The organism is Streptomyces sp. NBC_01341, from assembly GCF_035946055.1.
Classification (GTDB): Bacteria; Actinomycetota; Actinomycetes; order Streptomycetales; family Streptomycetaceae; genus Streptomyces.
The window spans coordinates 5,774,437-5,798,095 of sequence record NZ_CP108364.1 but is presented as its reverse complement, the minus strand read 5'-3'; the positions used below and the strand labels follow the sequence as shown (position 1 = coordinate 5,798,095).

The following is a 23,659-nucleotide window of genomic DNA, read 5'->3' as shown; positions in this document are numbered from 1 at the left end:
AGTCCGAGGGGATGGCTGTCATGCCGATCGCGATGATCACGGGTGGGTCGAGAGGGCTGGGGCGGGCGCTGGCCGCGGCCCTGGCGCGAGAGGGCTGGGACCTGGTGCTGGACGCCAGGTCGTCGGAGGCCCTCGGGGCGGTGGCGCGCGATCTGGGCGGCCGGTACGGGACGAGGGTGGTGGCCGTGGCCGGGGACGTCACGGACGCGGTGCACCGAGAGGCGCTGGTGGCCGCCGCCGGGGAGCTGGGCGGACTCGACGTGCTGGTGAGCAACGCGAGCGCGCTGGGCTGTGCACCTCTCGTGCGGCTGGAGGCGCTGCCGCTGGACGGGCTGCGGCAGGCGCTGGAGACGAACGTGGTGGCGGCGCTCGGGCTGCTGCAGGAGGCGTTGCCGCTGCTGCGGGCTTCGCGGGCCGGGGCCGTCATCGCCGTGAGCTCGGACGCGGCGTCCGAGCCGTACCCGACGTGGGGCGGATACGGGGCCTCGAAGGCGGCGCTCGACCAGCTGGCGGGGGTGCTCGGGGAGGAGGAGCCCGGGCTGCGGGTGTGGGCGGTGGATCCGGGCGACATGGAGACGGACCTCTATACCGCGGCCGTGCCCGGGGACACGGAGCCCAGGCCGAGTCCGGACGCTGTCGCGCCCGCCTTCGTCCGGCTGCTCGGGCTGCGGCCGGTCAGTGGCCGGTATGCGGCGGCCGCGCTGCTGGGCCCGGACGTCCGGGAGGGGCGATGACCGCGCTGGAGGCCCTGCGGGTGCCGCCCGAGCTGTCGGCGCGGGTGCCGGCCGAGCGTCGGGGCGCCGGGCGGGACGACGTACGGCTGTTGGTCTCACGGGGTACGGCCGTCTCTCACCGCAGGTTCCGGGAGCTGCCCGGGGAGCTGCGGGCCGGTGACGTGCTGGTGGTGAACACGTCGATGACGCTGGCGGCCGCGGTGAACGGCCGGCTGGGCGGTGAGCCCGTCGTCGTGCACTTCTCCACCCGCGGCGAGGACGGCCGGTGGGCGGTGGAGTTGCGACGGCCGGACGGCTCGGGGACCACCCTGCCGCGGCCCGGGGGGCCCGCGGGTGCGGAGGTGCGGCTGCCTGGCGGGCAGGGACTGGTACTGGAGGAACCGCTGGGTCCGCCGGAGGGGGCCCGGCTCTGGTGGGCGCGGGTTCCGCGGGACGTGCCCGCGCTCCTGAGCAGGTACGGGCGGCCGATCCGGTACGCGTACACGGAGCGGGACGAGCCGTTGTCGGCGTACCGGACGGTGTTCGCCGTGCCGTCGGAGGACGGGAGCGGCTCGGCGGAGATGCCGAGTGCGGCGAGGCCGTTCACCGCGTGCCTGGTGGCGGAGCTGGTGAGCCGGGGGGTGCAGTTCGCTCCGCTGACGCTTCACACGGGGGTTGCTTCGGCCGAGGCGCACGAGCCGCCCTATCCGGAACGCTTCGAGGTTCCCCTCACGACGGCGCGGCTCGTCGAGGCGGCGCGGGCGGGCGGGGGCCGGGTGATCGCGGTGGGGACGACGGCGGTGCGGGCGCTGGAGTCCGCGGTGGGTCCGGACGGCAGGCTGCGGGCCGCCGCCGGCTGGACGGATCTGGTGGTGACGCCCGAGCGGGGGGTGCGTGCGGTGGACGGGCTGATCACCGGGCTGCACGAGCCTGAGGCCTCGCACCTGCTGATGCTGGAGGCGATCGCGGGACGCCGGGCGCTCCGCGACGGCTATGCCCAGGCGCTGGAGCACGGCTATCTGTGGCACGAGTTCGGGGACGTGCACCTGCTCCTGCCGGGTGCCGCGGACCCTGCGAAAACCCCTCACGCTCTGCATTACACAAGCAACGTTTCGTGAGCCCGGGGGGTGCCCTGTGTGAGCCCAGGCATAGGACCCACGTCACTTACGAAGAAGGATAGTTGGCGTATATCGGGCAACTCGGCCGCACTTAAAACGGACAACACGGCACTAACGCGACCTTGGCCAACTATCCAGCTTCGTACGTCACACCTTTGCCAAGGCATTTTGCTGGCGCTAAGAATTGCAGCTGTCCCCGACGGAGATGTGCCCCGGCGCATCCGTCCGCGTCCTCGCCGAGGACCCCTGCTATTCGAAGAGGTACGACTGTATGTCCGTGTCCCGCATCTCCAGCCGTAACCGTCGCCTGAACAAGGCGCAGAAGCTCTCCGTCGCGGGGGTCTCGACCCTGGCCGCCGCCGCTGTGGCCCTCTCACTCGCCCCGAACGACGCTTCGGCGGCGCCCCAGCCGCAGCACAAGCCCGCCGCTGCCGCCGCCGCCGCGCCGGTCGTGTTCACCGGTGTGCAGACGAAGAGCATCCAGACCAGCGTCATAGACCAGAACTCGACCGCCGCTCTCCTGGTGAAGGCAGCCGGCAAGGCCAAGGACGCCGAGAAGGAGAAGGCGGCCGAGAAGGCCAAGGCCAAGGCCGTCGCCAAGGCGAAGGCCAAGGCCAAGGTCGCGGCGAAGAAGAAGGCCAAGGCCGACGCGAAGAAGCGCTCCGCCAAGAAGGCCAGCCGAGCCGCCGACCGCAAGCCGATCTACAAGAACAACCTGGACGGCTGGATCCGCGAGGCTCTCAGCATCATGCACAAGAAGCACATCCCCGGCACGTACGAGGGCCTGCACCGCAACATCATTCGCGAGTCCAGCGGTAACCCCCGTGCGATCAACAACTGGGACATCAACGCGATCAACGGCATCCCCTCGAAGGGGCTGCTGCAGGTCATCAAGCCGACCTTCGACTTCTACCACGTCAAGGGCACCAAGCACGACCAGTACGACCCGGTCGCCAACATCACCGCCGCCGCCAACTACGCGGCCGACAAGTACGGCTCGATCGACAACGTCAACAGCGCGTACTGAGCCGACGGCACACACCGCGCCGGAGGAACGAGCACGGCCCGGCATGGCGACGAAGGCCGACCGGAGCAACGGCGCTCCGGTCACCACATGCCGAAGGGCGGCACCCCACGGGGTGCCGCCCTCGGGCGTTTCCGGGACCGGCCGGTCCCGGCACGTCACTTGCGCATGACCTCCGGCTCGTGGCGCCGGAGCATCCGCGAGACCGCGACGAAGAGGATCGCGCTCATGAACAGCATGACCGTGATGTTGATCCCCCACTGGCCGGCCGAGTGCTCCCAGAGCGGGTCCAGGTCGGTCGGGTTCTCGGGATCCCAAGGCGGCATGAGACGGGCGAGGTCCAGCGTGGTGCCGGCCGCTGCCACGGCCCAGCGCGACGGCATCAGCCAGGCGAACTGTTCCAGGCCCGGCGACCCGTAGACCTGGAAGAGCACCCCGGTGAAGACGACCTGGACGATGGCGAACATGACGAGCAGCGGCATCGTCTTCTCGGCGGTCTTCACCAGTGCGGAGATCATCAGGCCGAACATCATCGAGGTGAAGCCGAGCACGATGATCGACAGGCAGATCTCGACGGCCGGGGACATGAAGAGGCCCTCCGCCGGCAGCTCACGGGTGGAGAAGCCGATCCCGCAGATGATCACGCCCTGGAAGGCGGTGATCACACCGAGGACGATCACCTTCGACAGGAGATAGGCGGAGCGTGACAGACCGGTGGCCCGTTCCCGCTCGTAGATCACCCGCTCCTTGATCAGTTCTCGTACGGAGTTGGCCGCTGCGGCGAAGCACATGCCGACCGCGAGGATCAGCATGATCGTTCCGGCCTTGCCGTTGAACCGGGACGGCGGCTCGGGCTCCGCCAGGCCGAACTCGGCGGGGATGACCACGCTCACCACGCCGAGCACCGCCGGCAGGAGCACCATCAGCAGCAGGAAACCCTTGTCGGACGCGATCACCGACACGTAGCGGCGCATCAGCGTCCACAGCTGGGCCGCCCAGCCCGAGGGCTTCGGGGGCCGGATCGACTGCGGCGGCGGCATGTGTACGGGCTGCGCGGCGACGGCGTCGATGTCCGCCGCGTACATCTGGTAGTGCTGCGAGCCGCGCCAGCGGCCCGCCCAGTCGTAGTCGCGGTAGTTCTCGAAGGCCGAGAAGACGTCGGCCCAGCTGGTGTAGCCGAAGAAGTTCAGGGCCTCCTCGGGCGGGCCGAAGTAGGCCACGGATCCGCCGGGCGCCATGACCAGGAGCTTGTCGCAGATGGCCAGTTCGGCCACGGAGTGCGTGACGACCAGGACCGTACGCCCGTCGTCGGCCAGCCCGCGCAGCAGCTGCATGACGTCGCGGTCCATGCCCGGGTCGAGGCCCGAGGTCGGCTCGTCCAGGAAGATCAGCGACGGCTTGGTCAGCAGCTCCAGGGCGACCGATACGCGCTTGCGCTGGCCGCCGGAGAGCGAGGTGATCTTCTTGTCCCGGTGGATGTCGAGCTTGAGCTCGGCGAGGACCTCGTGGATCCGGGCGGTGCGCTCGGCCTCGGTGGTGTCCGCGGGGAAGCGCAGCTTGGCCGCGTAGCGCAGAGCCCGGGTGACCGTGAGCTCCTTGTGCAGGATGTCGTCCTGCGGGACCAGGCCGATGCGCTGCCGGAGCTCCGCGAACTGCTTGTAGAGGTTCCGGTTGTCGTAGAGGACGTCGCCCTGGTTGGCCGGCCGGTAGCCGGTGAGCGCCTTGAGCAGGGTGGACTTGCCGGACCCCGAGGGGCCGATGACGGCGATCAGCGACTTCTCCGGGACGCCGAAGGAGACGTCCTTGAGGATGTCCTTGCCACCGTCGACGGTCACCGTGAGGTGCCGGGCCGAGAAGGACACCTCGCCGGTGTCGACGAACTCCTCCAGCCGGTCTCCGACCAGCCGGAAGGTCGAGTGGCCGACGCCGACGATGTCGTTCGGGCCGATGAGCGCGGAGCCGGACTTGTGGAGCGGCTGGCCGTTGACGTACGTGCCGTTGTGGGATCCGAGGTCGCGGATCTCGAAGCGGCCGTCGGGCGTCGCCCGGAACTCGGCGTGCAGGCGGGAGACCTGCAGGTCGGAGACGACCAGCTCGTTCTCCAGGGCGCGGCCGATGCGCATGACGCGGCCGAGATCCAGCTGGTGGAACGTGGTGGGACTCCGGTCCCCGTAGACCGGCGGCGCCCCCGCCGCGCCGCCGTGCCCACGCGCCGCGGAGGGGTCCGCATGGCCCTGCTGGTGCGGGACCTGAGGCTGCCCCGGCTGCTGCGCGGGAGCGGCCGGCCAGCCGGCCGCCCCCTGCTGGGCCTGGTGCGGCGGCTGCACGGGGTGCGCCGGAGCCTGCTGCGCCCCTGCGGCCTGCCCGCTGTGGACACCGGCCGCCGCCGCGGCGGTGAGGTTCAGCCTCGGCCCGTCGTTGGCGTTGCCCAGGTTCACCGGGGTTCCGGGGCCGATCTCCGTCTGCTGGACCCTTCGGCCCTGCACGTAGGTCCCGTTGGTGCTGCCGTGGTCCTCGATCTGCCACCCGCGGCCGTTCCAGCTGATCGTTGCGTGCCGCCACGAGACCCTGGCGTCGTCGAGCGTCACGTCACCCTGCGGATCACGTCCGAGGGTGTACGGCCTGGACGGATCGAGCGTCCAGGTCCTGCCATTCAATTCCAGTACGAGTTCCGGCACTCCGCGCCCCACTAGTCGTCCCCCGAATCACCCCCGTTTCAAGGGGTCTAGGGATGCTGAACATCGTGGGGAACTATTCCAGGACCGGTCCCCCCACGGAAAGCCGGGCGGCGTGAAGACGGCGCGGAGGCTCCGCGTCCCGCCGGCCGACTCGGGAGGAATGGGGAGGGAGCGTCCCATCCGCGGCGCCGTTCACGGTCCGCGGACCCGGCCGTCGTCCTGTCCGCCACTCGGGACGGGCTTCGGGGCCGCCCGGGTGCCCTATACGGTGGGAGCACCATGAGCGCACCTCAGCAGCCACCTCGGTCACCCCGGTCTCCTGAGTCACCCGAGTCCCCTCCGGGTACGGACACCCCCACCCTTCTCGTCAAGATCTTCGGGAAGGACCGCCCGGGTATCACCGCCGGACTTTTCGACACCCTGGCGGCATACGCCGTGGACGTGGTGGACATCGAGCAGGTCGTCACCCGTGGGCGCATCGTGCTGTGCGCTCTGGTGACCTCCCCCGCTCCCGGCGGTACGACGGAGGGTGACCTCCGGGCGACCGTGCACAGCTGGGCGGAGTCGCTGAAGCTGCAGGCCGAGATCATCTCGGGTACGGGCGACAACCGGCCCCGCGGTGACGGCCGTTCCCATGTCACGGTGCTGGGACATCCGCTCACCGCGGAGTCCACGGCAGCCATAGCAGCCAAGATCACCTCCACCGGCGGGAACATCGACCGGATCTTCCGTCTGGCGAAGTACCCCGTCACCGCAGTGGAGTTCGCGGTCTCCGGCGCCGGGACCGAAGTACTGCGGACCGCGCTGGCCACGGAGGCCGCGGGGATCGGTGTGGACATCGCCGTCGTCTCCGCCGGGCTGAGCCGCCGGGCACAGCGCCTGGTCGTCATGGACGTGGACTCGACCCTCATCCAGGACGAGGTCATCGAGCTCTTCGCGGCCCACGCCGGCTGCGAGGCCGAGGTCGCCGCCGTGACCGAACAGGCGATGCGCGGGGAGCTCGACTTCGAGCAGTCCCTGCACGCCCGTGTGGCACTGCTGGCGGGGCTCGACGTGTCGGTGGTGGAGAAGGTCCGTGCGGAAGTTCGGCTGACCCCCGGCGCGCGCACCCTGATCCGCACCCTGAAGCGGCTGGGTTACCAGGTGGGCGTGGTCTCCGGCGGTTTCACCCAGGTCACGGACGACCTCAAGGAGCGCCTCGGCCTCGACTTCGCCTCCGCCAACACGCTGGAGGTCGTCGACGGCAGGCTGACCGGCCGGGTCGTGGGCGACATCGTCGACCGGGCGGGCAAGGCCCGGCTGCTGCGCAGTTTCGCGGCGCAGGCCGGGGTTCCGCTGGCGCAGACGGTGGCGATCGGCGACGGCGCGAACGATCTGGACATGCTGAACACCGCCGGGCTGGGCGTCGCGTTCAATGCCAAGCCCGTCGTCCGGCGGGCCGCGCACACGGCGGTGAACGTCCCGTTCCTCGACACGGTGCTGTACCTGCTCGGCATCACCCGCGAGGAGGTCGAGGCCGCCGACGGCCTCGTCGACTGACCGCGCCGCGGGAACCGTACGCACGGGGCCCGCGGGCAGCGAGAAGGGCGCCGGCACATCGCGTGTGCCGGCGCCCTTCCGCGTGCTCGCTCAGTCGTTCGGTGTCCAGTACTCGACGAGCCTGCCCACCCCGTGTTCGAGGTCCTTCCAGGGGCCGGCGAACTCGACGACGGCGTAGGCGGCGGTCGGGAAGCCGTCCCGGGTCATGCGGGCGAGCGTGTCGCCCTCGGCCCCGCCGGAGAGCGCGTCCGCGGCACCGTGCATGCCGGGGTTGTGGCCGATGACCAGCAGGTTGTTCACGTCGTCGGGGGTTTCGCCGAACAGGGCGATCAGTTCCCCGAGGGAGGCCTCGTACAGCCTCTCCTCGTACACGGTCCTGGGGCGGTGGGCGAACTCGTGGACCGCGAGCTTCCAGGTCTCCCGGGTCCTGGTGGCGGTCGAGCACAGTGCCAGGTCGATGACGGTGCCCGAATCGGCCAGTCTGAGGCCGGCGACGGGGGCGTCCTTCCTGCCCCGTTCGGCCAGTGGCCGCTCATGGTCGGACTCCTGCGACCATTCCGCCTTTGCGTGCCTGAGAAGGACGATCCTGCGAGGTGTATCGGCGCTCATACACCTCAGCTTCGCACGAATTGCACGTCCGGGCGCTGGGAGTTGACGTGCTCGCCCTGGACGGGTGGATGGCGCCCGCGGGGCGTTCCGCCGCCTGTCAGAGGGCCAGGAACGCCAGGATGCGGCCGAACAGACGCCCGAGTGCGGGGTCGCCCGCCGCAGCGTGCGCCTGCCCCGGTTCCAGGATCAGCAGGAGGAGCGCCGCGAACGCCAGGGCGGGCAGCGCGACGGCCCACCACGGCAGGGTGACCTCGATGGTGTCCTGTCCGGGGCGGTGGCTCCGGGTGTGCGGTCGGGCCGGCATGTCCGCCTCCGTGGGTCCTCGGCTGTCTCACCCAGAACCTACGGGCCGGGCGGTGGCCGTCCCATCCGGTGACCCACCCACTCGACCCTGAACCTGGCCCCCTAGGGGACAGGGGGGGCTGGCCACACCCCCCGGGGGTCAGGGCGAGGCGATCGTGGCGATCACTCCGATGACCAAGGAGATGAGCACCATCGCCCCGAACACGAGGAGGAGCTTCTTCTGACCGTTCTGGGGATTCGGATCGAGCACTGGCATGGGCACAGTGTCGCACCTCAGCATTCGTCCTCGATCGTCCGGTCCCTCCCGGCGAGCACCCCGGCCACCGTCTGCGGCACGAGGAGGCCGGCCATGAGGGCGATCGGCAGGCCCCAGCCGCCGCTGTGCTGGTACAGCACTCCGACGAGCAGGGGGCCGGGGATCGACAGCAGGTAGCCCGTGGACTGTGCGAAGGCGGAGAGCCTGACCACCCCGGCACCGGTCCTGGACCGCATTCCGATCATGGTGAGGGCGAGCGGGAAGGCGCAGTTCGCGACACCCAGGAGCAGGGCCCACAGCCAGGCGCCGCCGGCCGGGGCGAGATAGAGGCCGGCGTAGCCGAGAAGGCCGCAGCCGCTCAGGACGAGGACGATCGGGCCCTGGGTGGGCAGCCGGGTCGCGACCCGGGGGATGACGAAGGCGAGGGGCACGCCCATGGCCATCGTCACGGCCAGCAGCACGCCCGCGGTGCCCGCCGGAATCCCCGCGTCGCGGAAGATCTGCGGCATCCAGCCCATCGTGATGTACGCGGCGGTGGCCTGGAGGCCGAAGAAGCAGGCGAGCGCCCAGGACGTCCGGCTCCGGGTGATCCGCAGCGCGGGGGCCGCCGGGGTGCCGGCAGCGGGTCCTGCCGTGTTCCCCCGGTCCTTGAGGAACGGGACCCAGGGCACGACCGCGACGACGGCCGGCGCCGCCCAGACGGCCAGCCCGGTCTTCCAGCTGCCGCCCAGGGCGTCGGTCATCGGCACGGTGAGGGCGGCCGCGAGGGCGGTACCGAGGGCCAGGGCCATCGAGTAGAGGCCGGTCATGGTCCCGACGCGGCCGGGGAACCATCGCTTGACGATGACGGGCATGAGGACGTTGCTGACGGCGATGCCCATCAGGGCGAGGGCGCTGGCGGCGAGGAACCCGGCGGTACCTCCCACGAAGGGGCGGATCAGCAGCCCTGTGGCGATGGCCGCCATCCCCGCGCAGACGACGGCGCTGGGACCGAACCGGCGGGCCAGCCGGGGTGCGGTGAAGCCGAAGACCGCGAAGCAGAGAGGTGGCACCGAGGTGAGGACACCGGCCACGCTGCCGCTCATGTGCAGCCCGTCCCTGACCTCCTCGAGGAGGGGGCCGAGGCTGGTGATGGCGGGGCGGAGGTTGAGGGCGGTGAGTACGAGGCCGACGATGACGATCCGCAGCACCCACGGGGACGGTCCGTCGGCGGGCGGTGTCCGGAGGGAAGTGGCGGCCTGGCTCAGTGTCGGGGTCTCGTCGTGACGCATGGGCCCATCATAGAATCATGGGATGATTGGCTGTCCAGTGGCTCCGTTCCCTTCCCCGCCTGGAACAATGCGGGAGGACGACCCGGCCCGTCGCACCGATCGCCCCTCCCGGACCGGCCGACCGACGGACCGGCGGATCCGACGGCCGGACCGATCCGCTCCGGATCACGAGGCCGGATCGCCACCCGTCACACGAGCAAGGAGCACCATGGCGCTGACGTCCCCCCGGCGTTCGGCACTCGCCGACCAGGTGATTGCCCAGCTGAGGAATCAGATCACCTCGGGCGAATGGCCCGTGGGGTCCCGGATTCCCACCGAGCCGGAGCTGGTCGAGCAGCTGGGTGTGGCCCGCAACACGGTGCGCGAGGCGGTACGCGCCCTGGCGCACAACGGACTGCTGGACATCCGCCAGGGCTCCGGCACGTATGTCGTGGCGACCAGCGAGCTGGCCGGGGTGATGCACCGGCGTTTCGCGGACGCCGACCCCAGGCACGTGGCGGAACTGCGCTCCACGCTGGAGTCCTCGGCGGCCCGGCTCGCCGCCCTGCGGCGTACGGAGCGGGACATGCGGCAGCTGGACACCCTGATGGAGCGGCGCGAGGCGACCTGGGCGGCGGGGGACGCCGAGGCCTTCGTCGCCGCCGACGCGACACTGCACCTTGCGGTGGTCGCCGCCTCGCACAACGACGTGCTGACGGAGCTCTACGCCGACCTGAACGACGTGCTGCGCGATTACCTGCGGGACGACGTGGGTCCGGAGCTGCGCCCGGAGGAACTCATGGACCACTCGCGGCTGGTCGAGGCGATCCGGGCCGGTGACGCGGACACGGCCGCCGCGGAGGCTGCCGCCCACGCGCTGGACTGTCTGCGCGAGCCGACGCGCTGAGCGGGGGGCCGGACGGTTCGCGCTGCCGCGAGAACGGCGGCACGGCGCAGGGACAGCGACGCCCGCCGAAGGGCGGGAGAGAGCTCTACGGGGTCACCGAGTGGCTGACCCAGGCCGATCCGACCTCTTTCCAGCAGCGGTCCTCGAGCTTGACGGTCCGGCCCGGCTGGACCGCGACCGCTTCGCCGTCCGCGTCGACGTCCCACCAGCGGGCGCACTCCGTGTGGAGCCGGACGAGATCCGTGGTGGGGTACGGGTTGTGGCAGTAGGCGGTCACCCGGGACCCCTCGACCGCCGTACGGCATTCGGAGCCCGACGGCTCGGGTTCCGGCGCCCGAGGGGCCGCTGCACCGGCCGGCACACTGCCGGCCCGGCCTGCCGCGTTGACGGCCACGGGGGCCAGGAGACCGAGGCCGACGGCAGCCACGGCCGTCAGGGCCCAGGTCCTGCGACGTGTGGAGCGCACAGCGATCTCCTCCCCGCAGCCTGACCAGAAGTCCGGTTCACCACATTCTGCGGTGGAGCGGCCATCTTTTCGACTCGAGCGCCGGACGGCCCGTGGGCAGGGCGGTCCGCGCGCTCACCCGAACGCGCGACGGCCGCGTGACGCCGCCGGGGAGGCGGGTACGCGGCCGTCGTCAGGCGTGTGCGCGGGACGTGCGACGTCAGGCGCCCATCATGTGCACGCCGCCGTCGACGTGGATGATCTCGCCCGTCGTCTTCGGGAAGAAGTCCGAGAGGAGCGCGACGACACCGCGCCCGGCCGGCTCCGGGTCGGCCATGTTCCACTCCAGCGGGGAGCGGTGGTTCCAGACGTCCGCGAGCTCGCCGAAGCCCGGGATGGACTTGGCGGCCATGGAGCCGATCGGTCCGGCCGAGATCAGGTTGCAGCGGATGCTGTCCTTGCCCAGGTCACGGGCGAGGTAGCGGGACGTGGCCTCCAGCGCGGCCTTGGCCGGGCCCATCCAGTCGTACTGCGGCCAGGCGAACTGCGCGTCGAAGGTGAGGCCGACGACGGAACCGCCTTCGGCCATCAGCGGCTTGCAGGCCATGGCGAGCGACTTCAGCGAGAACGCCGAGACGTGCATCGCCGTGGCCACCGACTCGAAGGGCGTGTTCAGGAAGTTGCCGCCCAGGGCGTCCTGAGGGGCGAAGCCGATGGAGTGCACGACGCCGTCCAGCGAGCCGAGCTCGTCCTTGACGAGTCCGGCGAGCCGGCCCAGGTGCTCGTCGTTGGTCACGTCGAGCTCGATGACCTTGGCGGGCTTCGGGAGCTTCTTGGCGATGCGCTCGGTCAGCGTCGGCCGGGGGAAGGCCGTCAGGATGACCTCGGCGCCCTGTTCCTGTGCCACCTTCGCCGTGTGGAAAGCGATGGACGACTCCATCAGCACACCCGTGATGAGGATGCGCTTGCCGTCGAGAATTCCGCTCATGGTGATCAGTGACCCATGCCCAATCCGCCGTCAACGGGGATGACGGCTCCAGTGATGTACGACGCGTCGTCGGACGCGAGGAAGCGCACCGCGGCCGCGATCTCGGCGGGCTGCGCGTAGCGGCCGAGCGGCACCTGGGCCACGATGCCCTTGCGCTGCTCGTCGGTGAGTACCTGGGTCATGTCGGTGTCGACGAACCCGGGCGCGACGACGTTGAACGTGATGTTCCGCGAACCGAGCTCGCGGGCCAGCGACCGGGCGAAGCCGACCAGGCCCGCCTTGGACGCCGCGTAGTTGGCCTGGCCGGCGGAGCCCAGGAGCCCGACGACGGAGGAGATCAGGACGACGCGGCCCTTCTTGGCGCGCAGCATCGCGCGGTTGGCCCGCTTGACGACGCGGAAGGTGCCGGTGAGGTTGGTGTCGAGCACGGACGTGAAGTCCTCCTCCGACATCCGCATCAGCAACTGGTCCTTGGTGATACCGGCGTTGGCCACCAGCACCTCCACGGGACCGTGCTTCTCCTCGATCTCCTTGTAGGCCTGCTCCACCTGCTCGGTGTCGGTGATGTCGCACCGGACCGCGAGGACACCCGCGTCGGTGAGCTCCTGGGGCGGCTGCCCCGAGCGGTAGGTGACGGCGACCTTGTCGCCGTTGTCGGCGAAGGCGCGGGCGATGGCGAGGCCGATGCCCCGGTTTCCTCCGGTGACGAGAACCGAGCGGCTCAACGGATCACCCTTTCCTTGGCGGTCTGGTACATCGAAAACCTATCGGTAGGACTCCCCGGACAAGGAATCGGCCTCCGACAGTGGCTCCGACGCGGCACTGTGGGATTCCTACAGTCGGGTGCGGCGGGGCCCGGACCGGCACCGGGCGGCCGGACGCCGGTGCGGCGAGGTCAGGACGCGCAGAACTCTCCCCTCCGGCGGGGTCCCCGCGTGATTGACTTCGTGCCCGGACACGACCACAGCAGGGGAGGCCGTCCGTGGCCCATGACATCGACCCGTCCTTTCTCGCGCTGCCGTTGCGCGCCCTCGCCGACGCGGCGCTCGCCCGGGCCCGCGCGCTGGGCGCGGTCCACGCGGACTTCCGGTTCGAGCGGGTGCGGGACGCCTCCTGGCGGCTTCGGGACGCCCGGCTGTCCGGGACGTCGGACAGCACCGACACGGGGTACGCGGTCCGGGTGGTGCACGGCGGGGCGTGGGGTTTCGCGTCCGGGGTGGACCTGACGATGGACGCGGCGGCCAAGGTCGCCTCCCAGGCCGTCGCCATGGCCAAGCTGTCCGCGAAGGTGATCGCGGCCGCCGGTTCGGACGAGAGGGTCGAGCTGGCCGACGAGCCGGTGCACGGGGAGCGGACCTGGGTGTCGGCGTACGAGCGGGACCCCTTCGAGGTGCCGGACACGGAGAAGGCCGGGCTGCTCGCCGAATGGAGCTCCCGGCTGCTGGCGGCCGACGGGGTCGCGCACGTGGACGCCTCCCTGATGACGGTCCACGAGAACAAGTTCTACGCGGACACGGCCGGCACCGTGACCACCCAGCAGCGGGTGCGGGTGCATCCCCAGCTGACCGCGGTGGCCGTGGACGGCACGACGGGTGAGTTCGACTCGATGCGGACGATCGCGCCGCCGGCGGGCCGGGGCTGGGAGTACCTCACCGGCACGGGCTGGGACTGGGACTCCGAACTGGAGCGCATCCCGGGGCTGCTGGCCGAGAAGATGCGGGCACCGAGCGTCGAGGCGGGGACGTACGACCTGGTCGTCGACCCGTCCAACCTGTGGCTGACGATCCACGAGTCCATCGGCCACGCGACGGAACTGGACCGGGCCCTGGGGTATGAGGCGGCGTACGCGGGGACGTCGTTCGCGACCTTCGACCAGCTGGGCAAGCTGGCGTACGGCTCCCCCGTGATGAACGTGACCGGTGACCGCACCGCCGAGCACGGGCTCGCGACGATCGGTTACGACGACGAGGGCGTCGAGGCGCAGTCCTGGGACCTGGTGAAGGACGGGACGCTGGTCGGCTACCAGACGGACCGGCGCATCGCGAAGCTGACGGGTCTGGGCCGGTCCAACGGGTGCGCGTACGCGGATTCGCCGGGGCACGTGCCCGTGCAGCGCATGGCGAACGTGTCGCTCAAGCCGGATCCGGGCGGGCTGTCGACGGAGGACCTGATCGGCGGGGTGGAGCGCGGGATCTACGTGGTCGGCGACCGGTCCTGGTCCATCGACATGCAGAGGTACAACTTCCAGTTCACGGGGCAGCGGTTCTTCCGGATCGAGAACGGCAGGCTCGCGGGCCAGCTGCGGGACGTGGCCTACCAGGCGACGACCACGGACTTCTGGGGCTCGATGGAGAAGGTCGGCGGCCCCCAGACGTACGTTCTCGGGGGCGCGTTCAACTGCGGCAAGGCGCAGCCGGGTCAGGTCGCGGCCGTATCCCACGGCTGCCCCTCCGCGCTCTTCCGAGGCGTGAACATCCTCAACACGACGCAGGAGGGCGGGCGATGAGCCGCGTCAGCAAGCCGTACGAGATCGTCGAGCGCGCGCTGGAGCTGTCCACCGCCGACGGCTGCGTGGTCATCGCGGACGAGAGCTCTTCCGCGAATCTGCGCTGGGCCGGCAACGCGCTCACCACGAACGGGGTGACACGGGGCCGGAGCCTCACCGTGATCGCGACGGTCGACGGGGCCGAGGGGACCGCGTCCGGTGTGGTGTCGCGCTCCGCCGTCACCGCCGACGACCTGGAGCCGCTCGTGCGGGCCGCCGAGGCCGCCGCCCGCGGCGCGGGGCCCGCGGAGGACGCCCGGCAGCTGGTCTCCGGGGTCCCGGCGTCCGCGGACTTCACCGAGGCGCCGGCCGAGACCGGCTCCGACGTCTTCGCCGGCTTCGCCCCGGCCCTCGGCGACGCCTTCGCCCGTGCACGCGCGGGCGGGCGGGAGCTGTACGGCTTCGCCCACCATCAGCAGACGTCGACCTATCTCGGTACGTCGACGGGTCTTCGACTGCGTCACGACCAGCCGAACGGGACGCTGGAGCTGAACGCCAAGTCACCGGACCGCACCCGGTCCGCGTGGGCGGGCAGGGCCACGCGCGACTTCAAGGACGTCGACCCGGCGGCCCTGGACGCGGAGCTCGCGAAGCGCCTCGGCTGGGCCGAACGACGCATCGAGCTGCCGGCGGGGCGTTACGAGACGCTGCTGCCGCCGACCGCGGTGGCCGACCTGCTGATCTACCAGTACTGGTCGGCGGGGGCCCGGGACGCCGTGGAGGGCCGGACGGTCTTCTCCCGGCCGGGCGGCGGCACACGGCTGGGCGAGCAGCTCTGCGAACTGCCGCTGACGCTGCGCAGCGATCCGCACGCACCGGGGCTGGAGTCCGCGCCGTTCGTGATCGCGCACGCGTCGGGGGACGATTCCTCGGTCTTCGACAACGGGCTGCCGCTGGCACCGACGGACTGGATCAGGGAGGGAAGGCTGGAGCGGCTGGCCACGACCCGTCACTCCGCGGAACTCACCGGCCTGCCGGCCGCTCCGGCCGTCGACAACCTCGTCCTGGACGGCGGTGGCGAGCGGTCGCTGGAGGAGATGGTGGCCGCGACGACCGGCCGGGCCCTGCTGCTGACCTGCCTCTGGTACATCCGGGAGGTGGATCCGGCCACGCTGCTGCTGACCGGCCTCACCCGTGACGGGGTCTATCTGGTGGAGGACGGCGAGGTCGTCGGCGAGGTCAACAACTTCCGGTTCAACGAGTCCCCCGTGGGGCTGCTGTCCCGGGCGTCGGAGGCGGGCCGTACGGAGAAGACGCTGCCGCGCGAGTGGGGCGACTACTTCACCCGGGCGGCGATGCCCGCGCTGCGCATCCCCGATTTCCATATGAGCTCGGTCAGCCGGGGCGTCTGACCGTCCTAAGGGCTGTCCCGTAGTCCCTGGTGGATCAGCGCGCGGCGTCAGATGCGGTGCATCGCAAGGCGGAGGAGCGCTCGCATACTGGATGTATTCGGGCGTTCCGACAACGCAGCGAGGCGCCGTAGCTGTCGTCGCGCGCCCGCCGGAGATTACGGGGCAGCCCTTAGACTGAACCGCCTACTGCCGAACCCCCCGAGGAGAGAAACGACCGTGACGGACATCGTCGACGAGCTGAAGTGGCGCGGGCTGTTCGCCCAGTCCACCGACGAGGACGCATTGCGCAAGGCTCTCGCGGACGGCCCGGTCACGTTCTATTGCGGCTTCGACCCGACCGCCGCGAGTCTTCACGTCGGCCACCTGGTGCAGGTGCTCACCATGCGCCGGCTCCAGCAGGCGGGGCTGAAGCCGCTCGCCCTGGTCGGCGGGGCGACGGGTCAGATCGGTGACCCCCGCCCGACCGCCGAGCGCACGCTGAACGACCCGGAGACCATCGCCACGTGGGTCCAGCGGCTGCGCGGGCAGATCGAGCCCTTCCTCACCTTCGACGGCCCGAACGCCGCCACGATGGTGAACAACCTGGACTGGACGGCGGGTCTCTCCGCGATCGAGTTCCTCCGGGACATCGGCAAGCACTTCCGGGTCAACAAGATGCTCACCAAGGACTCGGTGGCCCGTCGGCTGGAGTCCCAGGAGGGCATCAGCTACACGGAGTTCAGCTACCAGTTGCTCCAGGGCATGGACTACCTGGAGCTGTACCGGCGCTACGGCTGCACGCTCCAGCAGGGCGGCAGCGACCAGTGGGGCAACCTCACGGCGGGCATCGACCTGATCCACCGTCTCGAGCCGGGTGCCGCCGTGCACGCGCTGGCGACGCCGCTGATGGTGAAGGCCGACGGCACCAAGTTCGGGAAGTCCGAGAGCGGGGCCGTCTGGCTCGACCCGGAGATGACGACGCCGTACGCGTTCTACCAGTTCTGGCTGAACGTGGACGACCGGGACATCTCGACCTACATGCGCATCCTCAGCTTCAAGAGCCGCGAGGAGCTGGAGGAGCTGGAGAAGCTCACCGAGGAGCGCCCGCAGGCGCGCTCGGCCCAGCGGTCGCTGGCCGAGGAGCTGACCACACTGGTGCACGGCGGCGCCCAGTGCGCGGCGGTCATCGCCGCGTCGAAGGCGCTGTTCGGCCAGGGCGACCTGGGTGAGCTGGACGAGGCGACGCTGAGTGCCGCCCTGTCCGAGGTGCCGCACGCCAGGGTCGGCGAGCTCGGCCCGGTGGTGGACCTCCTGGTCGAGGTCGGGCTGTCCGCCAGCAAGTCGGCCGCCCGCCGCACCGTCAAGGAGGGCGGGGCCTACGTGAACAACGCGAAGGTCACGGACGGGGAGAGCGCCCCGGCGGTCTCGGAGCTGCTGCACGGCCGGTGGCTGGTGCTGCGCCGGGGCAAGAAGAACCTGGCGGCCGTCGAGGTCGGGACCGGCTGAGGCCTGCGCGCACACACTGCGGCCGGTCACGCGTGACGCGTGGCCGGCCGCGGCCGTGTGCGGCCGGGTCAGGTGCTCTGCTTCTTGCCGCGGTTGCCCTTGAGGGACTGCCAGAGCATGTCCCCCACCCCGACGACGGCCACGGCACCGATCAACTGCAGCACGTGCCGCGTCCAGTCGATGCCCTTGGTGTCGTTGACGCCGATCCAGGTCGCGACGGCGTTGCCCAGGATGCTGCCGAGGATGCCGAACACGACCGTCAGCCAGAGCGGGATGTCCTGTTTGCCGGGCAGGATCGCTCGAGCGATCACACCGAGCACCAGACCTACGATGATCGCCCACAGCCAGCCCATGTCTCGCCTCCTCGCGCGGCGCGGTGTGCGCACGCCCACCAGTTTCGACTCGACGGACGTACGCCGCATGCCGGACACGGCCGTACGTGAACCGGGGGTACCGACCCGCACACGCCGGGCGCGCCCCGGTCTCGAACCGCGCGCACGGCGGGCGTACCGTGGGACCGGTCGCCCGGGTAGGTCCGGCACGGAGATCTGGTGGTGGAATCACGATGCGGAAGCAGAGGGGCGCGGAGGTCTTCCGTATCACGGGCGCCCGGCAGGGACTCGCCGACGACGTGCGCGGCAGGCAGCGGCGCTACATCATCTCGATGTCCGTCCGCACCGTCTCGGTGGTGCTGGCCGCGACCCTGTGGAACGTGGAGAGGCATGTGGCCGTGGTGGCGCTCGCCCTGGGCGTTCTGCTCCCTTATGTCGCGGTCGTCATCGCAAACGCAGGCCGGGAGAACGCGTCTTCGCTTCCCACGACGTTCGTGCCCGCGCCGATGCGGCCGGCGATCGGTGACTCCCGTACGGCGGGTCACGCGGAGCCTTTCGCGCGGCCGGCCGGGGAGCCGGGACCGGCCGGACGCGCCGGGGACACACGCGCGGCGGACTGATCGGGAGCGGTGCGGGAGGCGCCGGAAAGCTCAAGAAGAGCTCAGATCGATCGTGACGATCCGGTGCAACCGATCATGGTCGTCGTGGCATACTTCGGGTGCGCTCCGCATCCCCCGTCGGAGCGACGGACCGACGCCGGGCAGCTCCCCCCGTGGCTGCTCGGCGTCGCCCTTTCTCCGGCGGGGATGCGCCGCGAAGGGGCCGGAGGTCAGGCCCTAGGGTTGAGGTCGTGAACCTCCCCGACACTCCCGCCGACAGCGCCACCGGCGCTCCCGTCTGCTCCGCCAAGGGCTGCCGCGACGACGCCGTGTGGGTATTGGCCTGGAACAACCCGAAGCTGCACACTCCGGAGCGGCGCAAGACCTGGCTCGCCTGCGACGCACACCGGGAGCACCTGTCCTCGTTCCTCGGGGTGCGCGGTTTCCTCAAGGACGTCGTGACGCTGGAGGAATGGGAGTCCTCAGCCGCCGATGGCTGACATCGGGCGGTCGGGCTGCAGGAACGTGGGGTCGTCGAGTCCGGAACCCGCCTTCTTGCCCCACATCGCGAGCCGCCAGATCCTGGCGATCTCCTCGTCCGGGGCGTCGGAGCGCAGCGCGCCGCGCAGGTCCGTCTCCTCGCGGGCGAAGAGACAGGTGCGGACCTGCCCGTCGGCGGTGAGCCGCGTGCGGTCGCATGCCCCGCAGAACGGCCTGGTCACGGAGGCGATCACGCCGACGCGGTGAGGGCCGCCGTCGACGGTCCAGCGCTCGGCGGGGGCGGAGCCGCGCTCGTCGTCGCCCTCGGCGGTGAGGGCGAAGCGCGTGCGCAGCGAGGCGAGGATGTCACCGGCCGTGATCATCCCGTCGCGCTTCCAGCCGTGCTGGGCGTCCAGCGGCATCTGCTCGATGAAGCGCAGCTCGTAGGCGTTGTCCACGGCCCAGGCGAGGAGCTCGGGGGCCTCGTCGTCGTTGAGTCCCGGCATGAGGACGGAGTTGACCTTGACCGGGGTGAGGCCCGCGTCCCGGGCGGCCCGGAGTCCGTCGAGCACGTCCTGGTGCCGGTCGCGGCGGGTCAGCGTCTTGAAGACGTCGGGCCGCAGGGTGTCCAGGGAGACGTTGACCCGGTCCAGGCCCGCTGCCTTCAGTGCGGCGGCGGTGCGCTTCAGCCCGATGCCGTTGGTCGTGAGCGACATCTTGGGGCGGGGCTCCAGGGCGGCGCACTGTTCGACGATGGAGACGAGTCCGGGGCGCAGCAGGGGCTCGCCACCGGTGAAGCGGACCTCGGTGATCCCGAGCGAGGTGACGGCGATACGGACGAGCCGTACGATCTCGTCGTCGCTGAGCAGTTCCGTCTTGCCCAGCCACTGCAGGCCTTCCTCGGGCATGCAGTAGGTGCAGCGCAGATTGCACTTGTCGGTCAGTGACACACGCAGGTCGGTGGCGACCCTGCCGTAGGTGTCGACGAGCACTGTGGGCCCCCTCCCGCTGGTGTCCGCGGTTGCGGTTCTGACTCTTCCGAGGGTACGCGAGACCGGTGACATCCATGGTGCTCGGTTGACACGAGGTGCGACGGGCCCCGTCGTAGGACTCTACGACGGGGCCGGCGGTGGTGGTGCGGCGGACGCGTCAGTGGGCGCACGTACCGGTGAGGGACTTGACCTCGAGTTCCGCGTACTTGCCCTTGTCCGGCTCCTCCTTGGAGAGGACGGAGCCCACCCAGCCGAGCAGGAAGCCGAGCGGGATGGAGATGAGGCCCGGGTTCTCCAGCGGGAACCAGGCGAAGTCGGCGTCCGGGAACATCGAGGTGACCTTGCCGGAGACGACCGGCGAGAAGAGCACCAGCAGGACGGACGAGGCGAGACCGCCGTAGATCGACCAGAGGGCGCCCTGGGTGGTGAAGCGCTTCCAGAAGAGGCTGTAGAGGATGGTCGGCAGGTTGGCCGAGGCGGCGACGGCGAAGGCCAGAGCGACCAGCCCCGCGACGTTCAGGTCGCGGGCGAGCGCGCCCAGCGCGATGGAGACGATGCCGATCGCGACGGTGGCCCACTTGGCGGCGCGCATCTCCTCCTTCTCCGTGGCGGTCCCCTTGCGGATGACGTTGGCGTAGATGTCGTGGGCGAACGACGACGAGGAGGCGAGGGTGAGTCCCGCGACGACGGCGAGGATCGTGGCGAAGGCGACGGCGGAGATGACCGCAAGCAGGATCGCGCCCCACGTGGTTCCGACCCCGCCGAGGTATTCGGCCAGTTGGGGTGCCGCGGCGTTGCCCGCCGGGTTCTTCGCCTTGATCTCGTCCGGCCCGATCAGGGCTGCCGCGCCGAAGCCGAGGGCGATGGTCATCAGGTAGAAGGAGCCGATGATGCCGATGGCCCAGTTCACGGACTTGCGGGCGGCCTTTGCGGTCGGCACGGTGTAGAAGCGGATGAGGATGTGCGGCAGGCCGGCGGTGCCGAGGACCAGTGCGAGCCCGAGCGAGATGAAGTCCAGCTTCGAGACGTCGGTGCTGCCGTACTTGAGGCCGGGCTCCAGGAACGCGGCCCCGTGGCCGCTCTTCTCCGCGGCGGTGCCGAGCAGGTCGGACACGTTGAAGTCGAACTTCCACAGCACCAGGAAGGTCATGAGCAGCGCGCCCGCGATGAGCAGCACGGCCTTGACCATCTGGACCCAGGTGGTCCCCTTCATGCCGCCGATGGTGACGTAGAGGATCATCAGCACGCCGACCAGCGCGACGATGAGGACCTTGCCCGCGTCGCTCGTGATGCCGAGCAGCAGGGACACCAGGACGCCCGCGCCGGCCATCTGGGCGAGCAGGTAGAAGATCGAGACGACGATGGTGGAGGTGCCCGCGGCGGTGCGTACCGGCCGCTGGCGCATGCGGTAGGCGAGGACGTCGCCCATGGTGTAGCGGCCGGAGTTCCGCAGCGGCTCGGCGACGAGGAGCAGTGCGACGAGCCAGGCCACGAGGAAGCCGATGGAGTAGAGGAAGCCGTCGTATCCGAAGAGTGCGATGGCTCCGGCGATGCCGAGGAAACTCGCGGCCGACATGTAGTCGCCGGATACCGCGAGACCGTTCTGGAAGGCGGTGAACTGGCGCCCGCCCGCGTAGAAGTCGGACGCGCTCTTGGTCTGCCGGCCGGCCCAGACGGTGATGGCCAGGGTCGCGGCGACGAAGACCGCGAAGAGGGTGATGATCAGCGGCCGGTGCTCGGTCGTCGACGAGGCGGCGAGCTGGATCACGGCGTGCGAGTCGTACGCGGCGCTCATGCGTCGGCCTCCATACGGGACTTGATGGCCGCCGCCTGCGGGTCGAGCTTGTTCGTGGCGTGGCGCGAGTAGAACCAGGCGATCAGGAACGTGGTGGCGAACTGGGCGAGGCCGAAGACGAAGGCCACGTTGAAGTTGGCGAAGACGATGGTGCCCATGAAGTCGCCGGCGTAGCTGGACAGCAGCACGTACAGCAGGTACCAGGCGATGAAGCCGACGGTGAGCGGGAAGGCGAAGGAGCGGTGGGAGCGGCGCAGGGCGGTGAACTCCGCACTGTTCTGCGCCTCGAGGAACGCCTCGGTCGTGGGCTGGACGGGGCCGTCGTCCTTGCGGTCCTGGGGCGGCGGTGCTTCGGTGGCCACGGATTCTCCTCGCGACGCGGATGCGGTGGTCGGGACGGTGGATTTCACGGGGAGTCCTCTGCGGGTGGGGGATGGTGCACGACTCCCTGTGCAACGGCACGGGGGCCGCGGCGAAGCGGTTCACCGGAGGTTCGGCTTGTTTCCGGACGCGCCTCCTCCGGCACGGAAAGCCTGTAAACCTGACTCCCAGAGGTCACACCTCGAACTCACTTGCCCGTATTCGTTGATGCGCCGGGAAGATCAGCGATAGCTTCCTTGGTCATGTACCGGACGGACACACCTGTGTCCGGCCCACTGGCACGGATGATGTGGAGAACCCATGGCTCATCTGGCATCCAGACGGACACGCGTGCTCACGCTGCCCGTCGGACTCGCGCTCACGGCCTCGCTCGGCTTCCTCCCGACGGGCACCGCGGCCGCGGCACCCGCGGACGAGCCGGCGGCGGCGGTTCCGGCAGACGGCCCCGAGCTGTCGTACGTCGTGAACACACGAGCGGGGCACGGCACCGTCAAACAGGTACGCAAGGCGATATCCAAGGCCGGCGGGACGGTCGTGACGTCGTACGACCGCATAGGCGTCATCGTCGTCCACTCGAAGAACCCGGACTTCGGCGCGACGATCCGCAAGGCCAGGGGCGTCCAGTCCGCGGGCGCCACGCGCACCAACCCGATCGTCCCGCAGGCGACGAAGGACATCGGGGTCGAGCAGCCCCTCACCGCCGCGCAGGCGCGCGCCGCCGCCGGGGAGGCGGCCGCCGGCCAGGACCCGCTCGAGCCGCTGCAGTGGGACCTGCCCGCCATCAAGGCGGACAAGGCGCACCAGAAGTCGCTCGGCAGCAGCAAGGTCACGGTCGCCGTCATCGACACGGGTGTGGACGACACGCACCCCGACCTGGCCCCGAACTTCGACCGCAAGGCCTCGGTGAACTGTGTGTCCGGCGCCCCGGACACCACGGACGGCGCCTGGCGGCCCGCGGCCGGCGAGAGCGACCACGGTACGCACGTCGCGGGCACGATAGCCGCGGCGAAGAACGGCGTCGGCGTCACCGGCGTGGCGCCCGGTGTGAAGGTGTCCGGCATCAAGGTGTCGACCCCGGCGGGCTTCTTCTACACCGAGGCCGTCGTCTGCGGCTTCGTGTGGGCCGCCGAGCACGGCGTGGACGTGACCAACAACAGCTATTACACGGACCCGTGGCTGTTCAACTGCAAGAACGACCCGGACCAGGGCGCCCTGGTCGAGGCGGTCACCCGCGCGACCCGTTACGCGGAGGGCAGGGGCGTCGTCAACGTCGCCGCGGCCGGCAACTCCGACCACGACCTGGCCCTCGACGCCATCGAGGACACCACGAGCCCCAACGACACCACCACGGTCACCCGTACGGTCGACCCCAGCGAGTGCCCGGACATTCCGACCATGCTCCCCGGTGTCGTGACGGTCTCCGCGACCGGTGCGAAGGGCCTCAAGGCCTCGTACTCGAACTACGGTCTCGGAGTCATCGACGTCGCTGCCCCCGGCGGCGACTCGACCGTCTACCAGACCCCGGCGCCGCCGGCCACCAGCGGCCTGATCCTCTCGACCCTGCCCGGCGGCACGTTCGGCTACAAGGCGGGGACGTCCATGGCCTCCCCGCACGTGGCCGGTGTCGCAGCGCTGATCAAGTCGACACACCCGTACGCCTCGGCGGGCGTGGTGAAGGCGCTGCTGACGCACCAGGCCGACAGGACCGCCTGTGGCGCGCCGTACGACATCAACGGTGACGGCACCGTCGACGCCGTCTGCGAGGGCGGCCCGCGCTACAACGGCTTCTACGGAGCCGGTGTCGTGGACGCGCTGGACGCGGTCCGCAGGTAGCACGCCCGCACGGCACGAGGGAGGGGCGGGGGACC

General features: G+C 70.6%; 23 protein-coding genes. 11 read left to right on the top strand and 12 right to left on the bottom strand.

All coding sequences use genetic code 11. The annotated features are described in order from the left end of the window. Positions 1-20: 20 nt before the first annotated feature. The 3 genes from OG206_RS25505 to OG206_RS25495 all read left to right on the top strand — a co-directional run bounded on the left by OG206_RS25505 (position 21) and on the right by OG206_RS25495 (position 2,858). Entirely contained in the window at positions 21-734 is a 714-nt protein-coding gene (locus OG206_RS25505; protein WP_327122399.1) for an SDR family NAD(P)-dependent oxidoreductase, read from the top strand. Beyond that, entirely contained in the window at positions 731-1,831 is a 1,101-nt protein-coding gene (locus OG206_RS25500; RefSeq protein ID WP_327119997.1) for an S-adenosylmethionine:tRNA ribosyltransferase-isomerase, read from the top strand. Before OG206_RS25505 ends, OG206_RS25500 begins: the two co-directional genes overlap by 4 nt. A 271-nt stretch (positions 1,832-2,102) precedes the next feature. Then, positions 2,103-2,858 (top strand): transglycosylase SLT domain-containing protein, encoded by a 756-nt coding sequence (locus tag OG206_RS25495; protein WP_327119995.1) that lies wholly within the window; start codon positions 2,103-2,105, stop codon positions 2,856-2,858. Positions 2,859-3,013: 155 nt separating this feature from the next. On the opposite strand, the gene OG206_RS25490 is transcribed toward OG206_RS25495, so the two are convergent. Next, a complete protein-coding gene (locus tag OG206_RS25490) occupies positions 3,014-5,545 on the bottom strand; it encodes an ABC transporter ATP-binding protein/permease (RefSeq protein ID WP_327119993.1) in 2,532 nt (843 codons plus the stop codon). Between the two features lie 267 nt (positions 5,546-5,812). On the opposite strand from OG206_RS25490, the gene serB reads away from it, so the two are divergent. Further along, complete coding sequence (gene serB / locus OG206_RS25485; protein ID WP_327119991.1) at positions 5,813-7,072, top strand: phosphoserine phosphatase SerB; 1,260 nt, start codon at positions 5,813-5,815, stop codon at positions 7,070-7,072. A gap of 90 nt (positions 7,073-7,162) precedes the next feature. Here serB and OG206_RS25480 read toward each other — a convergent pair whose 3' ends face one another. From OG206_RS25480 to OG206_RS25465, 4 genes are all read right to left on the bottom strand, one after another. Continuing rightward, the gene (locus OG206_RS25480) at positions 7,163-7,681 is read right to left on the bottom strand and encodes a SixA phosphatase family protein (protein ID WP_327119989.1); all 519 of its coding nucleotides are present in this window, start codon (positions 7,679-7,681) and stop codon (positions 7,163-7,165) included. 97 nt (positions 7,682-7,778) lie between these two features. After that, the gene (locus OG206_RS25475) at positions 7,779-7,985 is read right to left on the bottom strand and encodes a hypothetical protein (RefSeq protein WP_327119987.1); all 207 of its coding nucleotides are present in this window, start codon (positions 7,983-7,985) and stop codon (positions 7,779-7,781) included. A gap of 138 nt (positions 7,986-8,123) precedes the next feature. After that, positions 8,124-8,240 (bottom strand): SGM_5486 family transporter-associated protein, encoded by a 117-nt coding sequence (locus OG206_RS25470; protein WP_327119985.1) that lies wholly within the window; start codon positions 8,238-8,240, stop codon positions 8,124-8,126. Between the two features lie 17 nt (positions 8,241-8,257). Continuing rightward, positions 8,258-9,511 carry a CynX/NimT family MFS transporter gene (locus OG206_RS25465; RefSeq protein ID WP_327119983.1) on the bottom strand — a complete coding sequence of 418 codons (1,254 nt, stop codon included), beginning with the start codon at positions 9,509-9,511 and terminating at the stop codon, positions 8,258-8,260. A gap of 208 nt (positions 9,512-9,719) precedes the next feature. Between OG206_RS25465 and OG206_RS25460 the strand changes: the two genes are divergently transcribed. Further along, positions 9,720-10,397 (top strand): FadR/GntR family transcriptional regulator, encoded by a 678-nt coding sequence (locus OG206_RS25460; RefSeq protein ID WP_327119981.1) that lies wholly within the window; start codon positions 9,720-9,722, stop codon positions 10,395-10,397. 85 nt (positions 10,398-10,482) lie between these two features. Here OG206_RS25460 and OG206_RS25455 read toward each other — a convergent pair whose 3' ends face one another. The 3 genes from OG206_RS25455 to fabG form a co-directional block, all read right to left on the bottom strand. Then, entirely contained in the window at positions 10,483-10,863 is a 381-nt protein-coding gene (locus OG206_RS25455) for a hypothetical protein (RefSeq protein ID WP_327119979.1), read from the bottom strand. 199 nt (positions 10,864-11,062) lie between these two features. Then, positions 11,063-11,830 carry an enoyl-ACP reductase FabI gene (gene fabI, locus OG206_RS25450; protein WP_327119977.1) on the bottom strand — a complete coding sequence of 256 codons (768 nt, stop codon included), beginning with the start codon at positions 11,828-11,830 and terminating at the stop codon, positions 11,063-11,065. 5 nt (positions 11,831-11,835) lie between these two features. Then, a complete protein-coding gene (fabG, locus tag OG206_RS25445; RefSeq protein ID WP_327119975.1) occupies positions 11,836-12,555 on the bottom strand; it encodes a 3-oxoacyl-[acyl-carrier-protein] reductase in 720 nt (239 codons plus the stop codon). Between the two features lie 257 nt (positions 12,556-12,812). Here fabG and OG206_RS25440 point away from each other — a divergent pair, with 257 nt between their 5' ends. The 3 genes from OG206_RS25440 (at position 12,813) to tyrS (ending at position 17,212) form a co-directional block, all read left to right on the top strand. Next, the gene (locus tag OG206_RS25440; protein ID WP_327119973.1) at positions 12,813-14,336 is read left to right on the top strand and encodes a TldD/PmbA family protein; all 1,524 of its coding nucleotides are present in this window, start codon (positions 12,813-12,815) and stop codon (positions 14,334-14,336) included. Next, complete coding sequence (locus OG206_RS25435; protein WP_327119971.1) at positions 14,333-15,727, top strand: metallopeptidase TldD-related protein; 1,395 nt, start codon at positions 14,333-14,335, stop codon at positions 15,725-15,727. Before OG206_RS25440 ends, OG206_RS25435 begins: the two co-directional genes overlap by 4 nt. Before the next feature lie 216 nt (positions 15,728-15,943). Continuing rightward, complete coding sequence (gene tyrS / locus OG206_RS25430; protein WP_327119969.1) at positions 15,944-17,212, top strand: tyrosine--tRNA ligase; 1,269 nt, start codon at positions 15,944-15,946, stop codon at positions 17,210-17,212. A gap of 68 nt (positions 17,213-17,280) precedes the next feature. Here tyrS and OG206_RS25425 read toward each other — a convergent pair whose 3' ends face one another. Further along, positions 17,281-17,565 carry a GlsB/YeaQ/YmgE family stress response membrane protein gene (locus OG206_RS25425; RefSeq protein WP_327119967.1) on the bottom strand — a complete coding sequence of 95 codons (285 nt, stop codon included), beginning with the start codon at positions 17,563-17,565 and terminating at the stop codon, positions 17,281-17,283. 212 nt (positions 17,566-17,777) lie between these two features. Between OG206_RS25425 and OG206_RS25420 the strand changes: the two genes are divergently transcribed. Together OG206_RS25420 and OG206_RS25415 are read left to right on the top strand one after the other, a co-directional pair. Further along, the gene (locus OG206_RS25420; RefSeq protein WP_327119965.1) at positions 17,778-18,164 is read left to right on the top strand and encodes a DUF3099 domain-containing protein; all 387 of its coding nucleotides are present in this window, start codon (positions 17,778-17,780) and stop codon (positions 18,162-18,164) included. Positions 18,165-18,394: 230 nt separating this feature from the next. Then, positions 18,395-18,643 carry a hypothetical protein gene (locus OG206_RS25415; RefSeq protein WP_327119963.1) on the top strand — a complete coding sequence of 83 codons (249 nt, stop codon included), beginning with the start codon at positions 18,395-18,397 and terminating at the stop codon, positions 18,641-18,643. Here OG206_RS25415 and moaA read toward each other — a convergent pair. From moaA to OG206_RS25400, 3 genes are all read right to left on the bottom strand, one after another. Continuing rightward, the gene (gene moaA / locus OG206_RS25410; protein WP_327119961.1) at positions 18,626-19,615 is read right to left on the bottom strand and encodes a GTP 3',8-cyclase MoaA; all 990 of its coding nucleotides are present in this window, start codon (positions 19,613-19,615) and stop codon (positions 18,626-18,628) included. The genes OG206_RS25415 and moaA overlap by 18 nt on opposite strands. Before the next feature lie 157 nt (positions 19,616-19,772). Continuing rightward, the gene (locus OG206_RS25405; protein ID WP_327119959.1) at positions 19,773-21,410 is read right to left on the bottom strand and encodes a solute symporter family protein; all 1,638 of its coding nucleotides are present in this window, start codon (positions 21,408-21,410) and stop codon (positions 19,773-19,775) included. Then, complete coding sequence (locus OG206_RS25400; RefSeq protein ID WP_327119957.1) at positions 21,407-21,772, bottom strand: DUF485 domain-containing protein; 366 nt, start codon at positions 21,770-21,772, stop codon at positions 21,407-21,409. Before OG206_RS25400 ends, OG206_RS25405 begins: the two co-directional genes overlap by 4 nt. A gap of 319 nt (positions 21,773-22,091) precedes the next feature. Here OG206_RS25400 and OG206_RS25395 point away from each other — a divergent pair, with 319 nt between their 5' ends. Then, the gene (locus OG206_RS25395; protein ID WP_327119955.1) at positions 22,092-23,624 is read left to right on the top strand and encodes a S8 family peptidase; all 1,533 of its coding nucleotides are present in this window, start codon (positions 22,092-22,094) and stop codon (positions 23,622-23,624) included. The last annotated feature ends 35 nt before the right edge of the window (positions 23,625-23,659 follow it).